The 12986-nt window shown below is 54.1% G+C and carries 11 protein-coding genes; 7 read left to right on the plus strand and 4 right to left on the minus strand.

Annotated elements, in window-relative coordinates; genetic code table 11:
• Nucleotides 1-135 precede the first annotated feature (135 nt).
• Nucleotides 136-675: a glycine zipper 2TM domain-containing protein gene (locus VH187_RS13825; protein WP_329702027.1), complete on the plus strand. Its 540-nt coding sequence runs from the start codon at nucleotides 136-138 to the stop codon at nucleotides 673-675.
• A gap of 70 nt (nucleotides 676-745) precedes the next feature.
• On the opposite strand, the gene VH187_RS13830 is transcribed toward VH187_RS13825, so the two are convergent.
• Complete coding sequence (locus VH187_RS13830; protein ID WP_329702028.1) at nucleotides 746-1381, minus strand: TetR/AcrR family transcriptional regulator; 636 nt, start codon at nucleotides 1379-1381, stop codon at nucleotides 746-748.
• A gap of 244 nt (nucleotides 1382-1625) precedes the next feature.
• Here VH187_RS13830 and bhsA point away from each other — a divergent pair, with 244 nt between their 5' ends.
• A complete protein-coding gene (bhsA, locus tag VH187_RS13835; RefSeq protein WP_329702029.1) occupies nucleotides 1626-1883 on the plus strand; it encodes a multiple stress resistance protein BhsA in 258 nt (85 codons plus the stop codon).
• 90 nt (nucleotides 1884-1973) lie between these two features.
• Here the strand turns inward: bhsA and ldtC are convergent, their stop codons facing one another.
• The 3 genes from ldtC to VH187_RS13850 all read right to left on the minus strand — a co-directional run bounded on the left by ldtC (nucleotide 1974) and on the right by VH187_RS13850 (nucleotide 7713).
• Entirely contained in the window at nucleotides 1974-2939 is a 966-nt protein-coding gene (gene ldtC / locus VH187_RS13840; protein ID WP_329702030.1) for a L,D-transpeptidase LdtC, read from the minus strand.
• Between the two features lie 149 nt (nucleotides 2940-3088).
• Entirely contained in the window at nucleotides 3089-6538 is a 3450-nt protein-coding gene (gene mfd, locus VH187_RS13845; RefSeq protein WP_329702031.1) for a transcription-repair coupling factor, read from the minus strand.
• Between the two features lie 110 nt (nucleotides 6539-6648).
• Nucleotides 6649-7713: an acyltransferase family protein gene (locus VH187_RS13850; protein ID WP_329702032.1), complete on the minus strand. Its 1065-nt coding sequence runs from the start codon at nucleotides 7711-7713 to the stop codon at nucleotides 6649-6651.
• Nucleotides 7714-7907: 194 nt separating this feature from the next.
• On the opposite strand from VH187_RS13850, the gene lolC reads away from it, so the two are divergent.
• The 5 genes from lolC (at nucleotide 7908) to cobB (ending at nucleotide 12933) form a co-directional block, all read left to right on the plus strand.
• Nucleotides 7908-9107, plus strand: a complete 1200-nt coding sequence (gene lolC, locus VH187_RS13855) for a lipoprotein-releasing ABC transporter permease subunit LolC (RefSeq protein ID WP_329702033.1) — start codon at nucleotides 7908-7910, stop codon at nucleotides 9105-9107.
• Entirely contained in the window at nucleotides 9100-9801 is a 702-nt protein-coding gene (gene lolD, locus VH187_RS13860; RefSeq protein ID WP_329702034.1) for a lipoprotein-releasing ABC transporter ATP-binding protein LolD, read from the plus strand. Before lolC ends, lolD begins: the two co-directional genes overlap by 8 nt.
• Complete coding sequence (gene lolE / locus VH187_RS13865; protein WP_329702035.1) at nucleotides 9802-11046, plus strand: lipoprotein-releasing ABC transporter permease subunit LolE; 1245 nt, start codon at nucleotides 9802-9804, stop codon at nucleotides 11044-11046. It abuts the gene before it with no gap.
• A gap of 140 nt (nucleotides 11047-11186) precedes the next feature.
• A complete protein-coding gene (nagK, locus tag VH187_RS13870) occupies nucleotides 11187-12098 on the plus strand; it encodes an N-acetylglucosamine kinase (RefSeq protein ID WP_329702036.1) in 912 nt (303 codons plus the stop codon).
• Between the two features lie 13 nt (nucleotides 12099-12111).
• The gene (cobB, locus tag VH187_RS13875) at nucleotides 12112-12933 is read left to right on the plus strand and encodes a Sir2 family NAD+-dependent deacetylase (RefSeq protein WP_329702037.1); all 822 of its coding nucleotides are present in this window, start codon (nucleotides 12112-12114) and stop codon (nucleotides 12931-12933) included.
• Nucleotides 12934-12986: the final 53 nt, after the last annotated feature.

Consider the following 12986-nt stretch of genomic DNA (forward strand, 5'->3'; position numbering starts at 1 on the left):
GGCTTTTTTGCTTAGGACTTTTCTGAATAAGGGGTTCTTCCCCCGTTGTTGCTCTCTTTTTGATCCCTTTTCTTATAGGCAGCAGGTCGTTGCCGTTGCAAAATTGTTACTAACAGCAACAAAGGAGGAATTCCCGTGAATAAATCTATGGTGGCGGGTATAGGGATTGGCGTAGCTGCTGCGCTGGGCGTGGCGGCAGTAGCCAGTCTGAATGTCTTCGATCGCGGGCCGCAGTATGCGCAGGTTATTTCTGCAACCCCGATTAAAGAGAGCGTCAAAACGCCGCGTCAGGAGTGCCGTAACGTCGCGGTTACCCATCGTCGTCCGGTACAGGATGAGAACCGTATCGCGGGCTCAGTGCTGGGTGCTGTAGCGGGTGGGGTGATTGGTCACCAGTTTGGTGGCGGTCGCGGTAAAGACGTGGCAACCGTCGCGGGTGCGCTGGGTGGCGGCTATGCCGGTAACCAGGTGCAGGGCGCGATGCAGAATAATGACACTTACACTACTACGCAGCAGCGTTGTAAAACGGTGTATGACAAGTCTGACAAAATGTTGGGCTACGACGTGACCTACAAAATTGGCGATCAGCAGGGGAAAATCCGAATGGATAAAGATCCTGGCTCTCAGATCCCACTCGACAACAATGGACAGTTGGTTCTGAATAACAAAGCGTAAAAAAGCATTGCTTACGTGTTAATTGGCCCCTCAATCGCTCAGGCTGAGGGGCCTTTTTTATGGCGCAGTGTCAGATTTTCAGCATCTGCGGCCACAAGCGCATCGTGGTATCCGTGATTTGCAGCAGCGTTTCAAGGCTTGCGCCTTCGCGTGCGCTGATCGACATCCCTTGCAGAATGCAGCTCAAAAACTGCGCCAGCTCGCTGATACATTTGTTGGCTGGGATCTCACCGCGCGCCTGGCGCTGAGTCAGGAATTCGCAGAGTGTTTTTTCCTGCATCGCATGACGCGATTTGATAGTGTGGGCTATCTCTTTCGACGAGGCAGCAAGCGTTGCCGATGTATTAATCATAAAGCAGCCCGCAGGCGTGTCTTTGCTGGTAAAGCAGGTGGCTACCGCGCTGAAATAGTCACGCAGTGCTGACTCCACTGATTTATCTTCGCAAAACAGCTGTGCTTCATGCTTATCCGCAAAACGCGAAATGTATCGATCCAGAACGGCCCGGAACAGGCCCTCTTTATTAACGAACTCCGCATACAGCGTCGGTGCTTTCGCCCCGGTGGCTTCGACTAAATCCGCGAGCGATGTCGCTTCATAGCCGTGCTGCCAGAAGAGTGTCATGGCCTTATCAAGCGCCACTTCCCTGTCGAACACTTTTGGTCGGCCACGGCTTTTTTTTGTGCAACTTGCTACTTCAGTTGTCATGTGCCGTTGTACCTCTGTGATGGTGTTGAGCCTTCATTATAAAAATAAACCCCCTGCATAACCAGCGGGTAATCGCACAAAATAAAATAATCCTATAGATATGAAAAATAAGAGATTAATAAATAATATAATAATCGTTATAAAAAGAATTTGACCTGTGATGAAGATCACATTATGATTTACCTATCGATCGTTAAGTTAATCATAACGACCACACAAATTCATCTGCATAGGTATAAAAATCATGAAAAGCATCAAAACCCTGGCCGTTGCTGCTGTACTCAGTTCTCTGTCATTCGCGAGCTTTGCCGCTGTAGAAGTCCAGTCCACCCCGGTTGACCAACATAAAGTGGGCGTGATTTCTGCTGACGCCGGCACCAACCTGGGTTCGCTGGAAGATCAACTGGCACTGAAAGCTGAAGCGGCGGGTGCTAAATCATTCCGTATTACCTCAGTTACCGGTCCTAACACCCTTCACGGGACTGCGGTAATTTATAAATAAGGCCCTCCTTATTTAACCCTCGGCAATGCCACTGCCATAAAAGAGCACCGCGACAAATGTCGCGGTGTTTTTTTTTGCTTTCGATTCTTATTACAGGTTCTGAATCGGTGGTTCAGCGTGACGAGTGACATTCACCGGCATGCCAGAACGGACTTCCATCACCTGTTCCATGACTTGCGCATCTGTCTGTGGTGATTCCTTAAAGGCCGTCATGGCGCTATTCAACATAATGGGGAGTACCTGCGGATCGTCATCAAGTTGTTTTGACAATGGCTGATGGACTTCAACCAAATGCACGCCGCCAGGTTCTATCGACGCTTTGATTGGCGTATTGATAATGTTCACTTTGGTGCCCGGTGTGACCTGCTTAAACAGAGTTTCGATATCACCGTCGCGCAGACGAATACAGCCTGAACTTACGCGCATCCCGATGCCAAAATCGGCATTAGTACCATGAAGCAAATACACGCCGCCGTAGGCCGACAAGCGAATGGCGTGATGACCCATCGGGTTGTCTGGCCCGGCAGGGACAACGGCGGGTAAATCAATGCCGTTGGCTTTATAGCGCGCGCGAATATTCGCGGTAGGTGTCCAGGTCGGGTTTGCGCGTTTATCGGAAACCGTAGTCACCATGGTTGGGGTCAGCGTATCGCCGCCGAGCTGACCAATGCCAATCGGGTACACGGTGACGCTGTTTTTACCCGGCGGATAGTAATAGAGACGCAACTCCGCAAGATTCAGGACCATGCCTTCACGCGGCACATCTGGCAACAACGTTTGCAGCGGGATCGTCAGAACGCTTCCCGCACGGGGAACGTAAGGGTCAACGCCCGGATTGGCCTGAAGCAGCGCTAAAAAACCGACGTTGTATTTCTTAGCGATATCCTCAAGTGAACCGCCATTGTCTTCGACAACATGTACGCGGTTTTCACCTACCAGACGGCTGCCGGTAGGGGGAAGAGGCCAGGTATTGGCGCGAGCAGGGAGCGCCATTGCGACGGTCGCGAGTACAGACAGCAAAGCCAGTAAACGCAGGAAACGCGATTGAATCATCATCACAGCACATCCATAACGGTGATTGAGCAGGGAAAACCCTCATTATGGCGGCTGTGCGTGTCTGGATGTTTCAGCGGTTTGCAAAGAGTGTGTAAATTACGGCGAAGCGGCAAACCCGGCGACGAACGCCGCCGGGGCAAAGCAAGAGATTACGCGACCGCGTTTTCTTCCAGTTGCTGCATAAAGTTGCGCACCCACTCCATCCGGGTTTTGCGCTCGGCCAGTTCCTGGAAGAACTTCAGTCGGGTTGGCCCATCAAGGCGATAATGCTGCGGCTGTTTTTGTAACAGGCCAATCAGCCACGCCGGGTTAACGTGATTTTTCTCATTGAATTCAATCACGCCGCCTTTTTCGTTGCCTTCCAGCTTACGAATGCCTAACTTTTGCGCTTGCTGGCGAAGACGGGCGATATCCAGCAGATTGCGCGCTGCATCGGGCAGCAGGCCGAAGCGGTCGATCAGCTCCACTTTCAACTCATCCAGCGCCTGTTCGCCTTTGGCGCTGGCAATACGCTTGTAGAATGACAGCCGCGTGTTCACATCGGGGATGAAATCGTCCGGCAGCAGCGACGGCATACGCAACTCGACTTCCGTTTGCTGGCTGGTCAAATCTTCAAGAGACGGCTCGCGTCCGGCTTTCAGTGCATCCACCGCGTTTTCCAGCAGTTCCATGTACAGTGAGAAGCCGATGGTTTCCATCGACCCGCTCTGATCTTCCCCGAGCAGTTCACCTGCACCACGGATTTCCAGATCGTGCGTTGCAAGCGCGAAACCAGCCCCTAAATCTTCCAGAGAGGCGATGGCTTCGAGGCGTTTTTGCGCGTCGGTGGTCATCGCTTTCGGGTGTGGCGTCAGCAGCCATGCGTAAGCCTGATGATGCGAACGTCCGACGCGACCGCGCAACTGGTGCAATTGCGCCAGGCCGAAGTGATCTGCGCGCTCAATAATAATGGTGTTGGCGGTCGGAATGTCGATCCCGGTTTCAATAATGGTGGTACACACCAGCACATTAAAGCGCTGGTGGTGGAAATCATTCATCACCCGTTCCAGCTCGCGTTCACGCATCTGGCCGTGACCGATGGCAATGCGCGCTTCTGGCACCAGTTCAGCTAACTTATCAGCCGCTTTCTGAATGTTTTCAACGTCGTTAAAGAGGTAGTAAACCTGGCCGCCGCGCAGCACTTCACGCAGGATAGCTTCACGCACGACCAGATTATCGTATTCACGAACGAAGGTTTTGACCGCCAGACGACGGGCAGGCGGCGTAGCGATAATCGACAGGTCGCGCATTCCGCTCATCGCCATATTCAGCGTGCGTGGGATAGGCGTGGCGGTTAACGTCAGAATATCAACGTCAGCACGCATCGCTTTGATGCGTTCTTTGTGACGGACACCGAAACGGTGCTCTTCATCGACAATCAACAGGCCCAGATCGCGCATCTTCACATCGCTTTGCAGCAACTTGTGGGTGCCAATCAAAATGTCGATTTTGCCTTCACTTGCCTGCTCGAGAATTTGGGTTTGTTCTTTCGCACTGCGGAAACGTGAGAGCATCTCAATGCGTACCGGCCAGTTGGCAAAACGGTCGCGGAAGTTGTCGAAATGCTGTTGAGCCAGCAGGGTGGTGGGCACCAGCACTGCTACCTGTTTGTTATTTTCGACCGCAAGGAATGCCGCGCGCATGGCGACTTCGGTTTTCCCGAAGCCGACATCACCGCATACCAGCCTGTCCATCGCCAAAGGCTGGCACATATCGCTCAATACCGCATTGATGGCTTGCGCCTGATCCGGCGTGGTTTCAAACGGGAAAGTGTCGCAGAACAGTTGATATTGTTCGCGGTCATGCTTGAATGCAAAGCCCGATTTCGCTGCGCGTTGAGCGTAGATATCCAACAATTCTGCCGCCACGTCACGTACTTTTTCTGCCGCTTTTTGTCGAGCCCGCGACCAGACGTCACCGCCCAATTTATGCAGCGGGGCGTTATCTTCTGCGCCACCCGCATAGCGGCTAATTAGATGCAAAGACGAAACCGGCACGTAAAGTTTGGCATCGTTGGCGTAGATCAGCATCAGATATTCAGCAGTGATCCCTCCGGCTTCCAGGGTTGTCATCCCGGCATAGCGGCCCACGCCGTGCTCCAGATGCACAACCGGCTGGCCTTCATGCAGTTCCGCGAGATTGCGGATCAGCGTATCCGGGTTGATGGTGCGACGTGAATCCTGACGACGACGCGCCACACGTTCACCGAGCAGATCGCTTTCGCAAATCAGCGCCCGGTTACGTAGCGAATCAATGTAGCCATGTTCGGCGGAGCCGATCATCAGGTAGCGGCCTTTACCATCACATTCATCCAGACGCTGAATGCGTTTTGGTGCGACTTTAATACGCGACAACAATTCGCCAAGCGCTTCACGGCGGCCTTCACTTTCTACCGAGAAAATCACCGGGCCGTCGAAGGCTTCAAGGAACCGACGCAGATTATCCAGCGGTGCTTTCTGCTGCGCTTGTACGGCCAGATCCGGCAGGGTGTGATAGCCGAGATTAACGTTTGCCGCTTTATCGGCTAACTGCTCGGTTTTCAACTGTACGCGCGGCCATTTTTTTAGCTCGCCGAACAGTTCATCGTGACGCAACCACAGCAATTCAGGCGCAAGCAGGGGGCGCATCGGATCAACACCGCGGTTCTCAAAACGCGCACGGGTGTCGGTCTCAAAACGTTGGGCGCTGGCTTCCAGATCGCCGGTATTGATAAGCAACGTATTGGCCGGGAAATAGCTGAATAGCGGCGGCAGCGGCTCGCTGAAGAACAACGGTTGCCAGTACTCGATTCCCGCAGGCAGCGTCCCTTTGCTCACCTGCTGATAGATATGTTCGGCTTCGCGTTTGACGTCGAACTTATCGCGCCACTGGCTGCGGAACAGTTCGATGGCGGTTTTGTCGGTCGGGAATTCGTGGGCGGGCAGCAGATTGATGGCCTCGACCTCTTCCAGCGTGCGCTGCGTGTCGGCGTCAAACAGACGCAAACTGTCGATTTCATCATCGAAAAAATCCAGACGGTAAGGCTTATCGCTCCCCATTGGGAACAGATCCAGCAGCGCGCCACGCGTGGCATATTCGCCGTGCTCCATAACCTGATCAACGTGACGATACCCGGCGCTGTCGAGTTGCGCACGCAGCGCATCACGCGACAAGCGCTGGCCTTTTTGCATCACCAGCGCGTGACCGTGCAAATAGCTGTGCGGACAAACGCGTTGCATTAGCGTATTAACGGACACAATCAGTACACCGCGCTGCATGGTGGGCAACTGGTAAAGCGTCGACAGGCGCGAAGAGATGATTTCCTGGTGCGGAGAGAAGCTGTCGTACGGCAGCGTTTCCCAGTCGGCAAGATTCATCACCAACTCATCGGTAAACTGGCTGATTTCGTCGTGCAGTCGCAGGGCATTTTGCATGTCCGGGGCGATGAGCACCACCGGGCCGCGATGGCGCTCGACAATCTGCGCAACTTCCGTTGCGCAGGCCGCTCCGGTGAGTTCTCCAAGCAGACGCTGTTCGCCCGCTTTGGCCGGTAGGGCGTATCGTTGTTGTGCTTCAGGCATAGATAATGTCGGGGTCCCGTAAAGGTTTACCCCTAATTATGGGGGCAAACCGCCGCTCTTCAATGACGTTATTATCCTTGAAAGGCCGACATTAGCAAATGACAAGCGGGCTATTGACGCGCAGATGCCAGAGCAGGCGGGGAAAAGAAGATATCTCCCGCCAGACGCTGCGACAGGCTCCGAGCCAGCATCCCTGTGGCGATACAAAGCAACAGGCTGATGAACGGGTAGATCAACAAAATCACAAATTCTACCGACGGAGAACGGGCCTGAGCACTAAACCAGCCGATCAGTAACAAACTGAATATTTCGACCAGGATCCGGTGAGTGGTATAGATAGCGATGGTATTCGAACCCACCACATTCAGCAGTGAACGTTCCGATGGCGGGTAGCGACGGCCCACCGCGTAGAACACTTTCATGATCGCGAAAATCGACAGCAACGAGAGAAACAGCGGGGTGCGCTTAAACCAGAGCGCAACGGCAAAAAGTGCAAATCCGGACAGCAGCAGCCAATGGCGGCGAACATTGAACGCTTTCATCCACGCCATCAACGACGTGCCGTACCAGGCACCCAGCGCATAATAGATGACGTTACGCAACACGCTGTTCATGCCCCACCACGGCGTGGGCAGGAAATTGATGGCAATGCTGAGCAAGGCCAGAGCGCCGATCATAACGGCTTTGCCACGAGAGGTAAGTTTACAGAACACGAAGTAGGCAATCAGCGCGTACAGATACCACAAGCTGGTGCTGGCGGTGAGCATCGCCTGCACAAATTCGCCAAAGCTATCGGCATAGGCCGCGTTAGCGCTGGTGCTGACATCACGTTCTGGTGCCAGCCACGCGGTGATATGACTCAACGCCTGCCATTGCAACACGCCCCAAAGTGCCAGTACCCAAAGGATATTACCGACCCGTTTACCGAGGCTGTCACGCCATGAAACGCCGTCGATATAACGCTGGATCAAAAAGCCAGAGATAAAAAAGAACACGGGCATGCGAAACGGTGCCAGATAGAGATTGAAGTACACCCAACACTTCGACAAGGTTTCTGACCAAGGGTGCTGGAAGGCACTGAGCTGCGGGTAAAAGGTGATCACCGAGTGGTAAAACACCACCAGACAGATGCATAGCCCCTTGATTTGATTGATCCATAGCGATTTTTCTTTCATGACGAACCACATTTTTCATTACTGATAACAGAACGCTATCCTCAGGGGCTTTATCCGCAGAGTAACGGGTAACATTCTGTATTTGATTCATTTTCGGAAAAAGATCAGGGTGCGGCTATCTGACTTCACGCATTTACGCTCCGCGCTTTCGCTTATATACTCGGGCTCTAGCTAACAGCAACCAGACGGATTACATGTATCAACCTGTCGCACTATTCATTGGCCTGCGTTATATGCGTGGGCGCGCAGCGGACCGCTTCGGTCGCTTTGTCTCCTGGCTCTCGACCATTGGTATCACGCTTGGCGTGATGGCACTGGTGACCGTGCTTTCGGTCATGAATGGCTTTGAGCGCGAGCTGCAAAACAACATTCTTGGGCTGATGCCACAGGCGGTGCTGAGCGCCGAAAAAGGGTCGTTGAATCCGCAGCAAATGCCGGAAAGCGAAGCCAAATTGAAAGGCGTGACTCGCGTGGCACCCCTCACGACAGGCGATGTGGTTATCCAAAGCCCGCGCAGCGTGGCGGTGGGCGTGATGCTCGGAATCGATCCGAACCAGAATGATCCGCTGACGCCGTATCTGGTCAACGTCAAACAAACCGCGCTTGAAACCGGACAATACAACGTCATTCTTGGCGAACAACTGGCAGGCCAGTTGAGCGTAAAACGTGGCGATCAAATTCGTATTATGGTGCCGTCTGCCAGCCAGTTCACACCGATGGGCCGCGTGCCGAGTCAGCGTTTATTCAACGTGATTGGCACCTTTGCGGCGAACAGTGAAGTGGATGGCTATCAGATGCTGGTCAACATTCAGGACGCCTCGCGCCTGATGCGCTACCCACTCGGCAATATCACCGGCTGGCGTTTGTGGCTCGATAAGCCGCTGGAAGTCGACACGCTCAGTGCGCAGAAATTGCCAGAAGGCACCCATTGGCAGGACTGGCGCGATCGCAAAGGTGAACTGTTCCAGGCCGTGCGCATGGAAAAAAACATGATGGGGCTGTTGCTGAGCCTGATTGTTGCCGTCGCCGCGTTTAACATTATTACGTCGCTTGGTCTGATGGTGATGGAGAAGCAGGGCGAAGTCGCCATTCTGCAAACCCAGGGGCTGACGCCGCGTCAGATCATGGCGGTGTTTATGGTTCAGGGCGCAAGTGCGGGTGTGATAGGCGCGTTGCTCGGCGCACTGCTTGGCTTGCTGCTCGCCAGCCAGCTAAATAACTTGATGCCGATCATTGGCGCGTTTGTAGATGGCGGCGCGTTGCCTGTTGCTATTGAACCGCTGCAGGTCGTCATTATTGCGCTGGTGGCGATGCTGCTGGCGCTGCTTTCTACGCTTTATCCTTCTTGGCGCGCTGCCGCCACCCAACCCGCTGAGGCTTTACGTTATGAATAAGATCCTGTTGCAATGCGACGACCTGTGCAAACGCTATCAGGAAGGCACTGTGCAGACCGACGTGCTGCACAACGTCAGTTTCAGCATTGGGGAAGGGGAGATGATGGCGATTGTCGGCAGCTCCGGTTCCGGTAAAAGTACGCTGCTGCATTTGCTTGGTGGGCTCGATACCCCAACATCCGGCGACGTCATTTTCAGCGGGCAGCCGCTGTCGAAAATGTCACTGGCAGCGAAAGCCGAATTGCGTAACCGCGAGCTTGGCTTCATCTATCAGTTCCACCACTTACTGCCCGATTTTACCGCCGAAGAGAACGTGGCAATGCCGCTGCTGATTGGCAAAAAGAAACCGGCTGAAATTCAGGAACGCGCTCGCGCGATGCTCGCGGCAGTGGGCCTCGATCATCGTCGCACACACCGCCCGTCTGAACTTTCTGGCGGCGAACGTCAGCGTGTGGCGATTGCTCGCGCGCTGGTCAACAACCCGCGCCTGGTGATGGCAGACGAACCGACAGGGAACCTGGATGCCCGCAACGCAGACAGTATTTTCCAGTTGCTCGGCGAACTGAACAAACAGCAGGGCACCGCATTCCTGGTGGTGACGCACGATCTGCAACTGGCGAAGCGCATGAGCCGCCAACTGGAAATGCGTGACGGTCATCTGACCGATGACCTGTCCCTGATGGGAGCGCAGTAAATGGCGTCTCCGTTATCCCTGCTAATCGGCCTGCGCTTTAGCCGTGGGCGTCGTCGTGGCGGCATGGTCTCGCTGATTTCCGTCATTTCCACCGTTGGCATCGCCCTCGGTGTGGCGGTGCTAATCGTCGGGCTAAGTGCCATGAACGGCTTTGAACGTGAGCTGAATAACCGCATTCTGGCGGTGGTTCCGCATGGCGAAATCGAACCGGTTAACCAGCCCTGGAATAACTGGAATGACGCGCTGACTAAAGTCGAAAAAGTGAAAGGCGTGGCCGCTGCTGCGCCGTATATCAATTTCACCGGCCTGATTGAAAGCGGCAGCAACATGCGCGCTATTCAGATCAAAGGCGTCGACCCGAAACAGGAAGGCGAACTCAGCGCGCTGCCAAAATACGTGCAGAACAATGCATGGGCTGATTTTAAAGCAGGCGACCAGCAAATCATCCTCGGCAAAGGCGTGGCTGATGCGCTGAAAGCCAAACAGGGTGACTGGGTGTCAATTATGATCCCTAACTCTGATAAAGAACATCAGTTGTTACAGCCTAAGCGCGTGCGTCTGCACGTCGCCGGAATTTTGCAGCTTAGCGGTCAGCTCGATCACAGCTTTGCAATGATCCCCATCCAGGACGCCCAGCAGTATCTCGACATGGGCAGCAGCGTGACCGGGATTGCTATCAAGGTGAACGATGTTTTCAACGCCAACAAACTGGTGCGTGACGCAGGCGAAGTGACCAACAGCTACGTGTATATCAAAAGCTGGATCGGGACTTACGGCTATATGTATCGCGATATCCAGATGATCCGCGCCATCATGTATCTGGCAATGATTCTGGTGATTGGCGTGGCCTGTTTCAACATTGTCTCCACGCTGGTAATGGCGGTGAAAGATAAGAGCGGCGACATCGCCGTGCTGCGTACGCTTGGGGCCAAAGACGGCCTGATCCGCGCGATTTTCGTCTGGTATGGTTTGCTGGCGGGTCTGGTTGGTAGCTTGCTCGGCGTGGCGATTGGCGTGGTGTGTGCGCTGAATTTAACAGGAATTATCAATGGCATCGAAAAACTGATCGGCCACCAGTTCTTGTCCGGCGACATCTATTTTATCGACTTCCTGCCATCAGAACTTCACTGGCTGGACGTCTTTTATGTACTGGTCACGGCACTGGTGCTGAGTCTGGTGGCAAGCTGGTATCCTGCCCGTCGAGCCAGCCGTATTGATCCTGCCAGAGTGTTAAGTGGCCAGTAATTTCGTGGATTGTGGGTAGGCCATGTCTGCCCTTGTTTTGTCGGTTCTGACCTTGTAGGCCCGTGCAAGCCAGTCCGAGAAAATTAGTCAGCAATCCACTCTTTATGTCCTGACCAATTGGTCAGTAAAGAGGAATTACTATGTTCTACGGATTTGATATTGGCGGCAGCAAAATTGCCCTTGGGGTATTTGATGGACAGCGGCGTTTGCAGTGGGAAAAACGCACCGCAACACCGCGTGACAGCTATGAATCATTCCTGAAAGCTGTCGGTGAACTGGTGGCCGAAGCCGATGAGCGCTTCGACGTAAAAGGCAGCGTCGGCATTGGTATTCCAGGGATGCCGGAAACCGCTGACGGCACGCTGTACGCCGCCAACGTTCCCGCCGCAAGTGGTCAAAAACTGCGTCAGGATCTCTCTTCTCGCCTCGAACGCGACGTGCGTCTCGATAACGATGCCAACTGTTTTGCCCTCTCCGAAGCCTGGGACGACGAATTCACCCAATATCCTTTGGTGATGGGGCTTATTCTCGGCACGGGTGTGGGCGGCGGTTTAGTGCTGAATGGCAAATCGATAACCGGTCACAGTTACATTACGGGCGAATTCGGCCACATCCGTTTGCCGGTTGATGCGCTGGAAGTGGTCGGACGCGATTTTCCTTTAACCCGTTGTGGCTGCGGCCAGTTGGGCTGTATTGAAAACTATCTTTCCGGGCGCGGGTTTGCCTGGCTGTATGAGCATTACAACCAGCAGGCGCTGAGTTCACCGGAGATTGTGGCCCTGTGGGAACAGGGTGACGCAAAAGCCCGTGAGCATGTCGAACGTTACCTGGATTTGCTTGCGGTGTGCCTGGGAAATATTATGACCATTGTTGATCCGGATTTACTGGTGATCGGCGGTGGATTGTCTAACTTTACAGCGATAACAGAAGGACTGGCAGCACGATTGCCGCGCCATCTGTTGCCAGTGGCGCGCGTGCCTCGTATTGAACGCGCGCGTCACGGCGATGCCGGAGGAATGCGCGGTGCCGCATTCCTGCATCTTACGGATTAAAACAGGGGTTCTTATGCAGTCGCGTCGCTTCCATCGACTTAGCCGTTTTCGCCTGACTAAACGCCGCCTGCACGATCGCCTGCGCCAGCGGGTTTTCTTCAGAGACAGGATCGTGCCAGAAGAAATGGATAAACCCAGAGTGGTGGTGTTAACGGGGGCAGGGATTTCGGCTGAATCCGGGATCCGCACTTTCCGCGCCGCAGATGGTTTGTGGGAAGAGCATCGCGTAGAAGATGTGGCGACGCCGGAAGGCTTTGCCCGCGACCCGGCTTTGGTGCAGGCGTTTTATAATGCCCGTCGTCAGCAGTTACAGTTGCCAGAAATCCAGCCCAATGCGGCGCATCTTGCGCTGGCCCGGCTGGAAGAGGCGCTGGGCGACCGCTTTTTACTGGTGACGCAGAATATCGACAACCTGCACGAACGCGCAGGGAATCAGCGTGTGTTACACATGCATGGTGAACTGTTGAAGGTGCGCTGTGCGTCCAGTGGTCAGGTGCTGGAGTGGACCGGCGACGTTACGCTTGATGATAAATGCCACTGCTGCCAGTTTCCGCAGCCGTTGCGTCCGCACGTCGTTTGGTTTGGCGAAATGCCGTTGGGCATGGACGAAATCTACGAAGCGCTGGCGATGGCAGATGTCTTTATCGCGATAGGCACTTCCGGGCATGTTTATCCGGCTGCTGGGTTTGTCCATGAAGCAAAATTGCAGGGCGCTCACACTGTCGAACTCAATCTCGAACCGAGTCAGGTCGGCAGTGAATTCGAAGAGAAGCACTACGGCATGGCAAGCACAGTGGTGCCTGAGTTTGTTGAGAAGCTGCTGAAAGGGCTATAAACCTGGTTTTACCTGTAATAAAAAAGCGGAGCCTTTGCTCCGCTTTTTCGCTT

Origin of the sequence: Scandinavium sp., assembly GCF_036271055.1 — a bacterium.
GTDB lineage: Bacteria > Pseudomonadota > Gammaproteobacteria > Enterobacterales > Enterobacteriaceae > Scandinavium.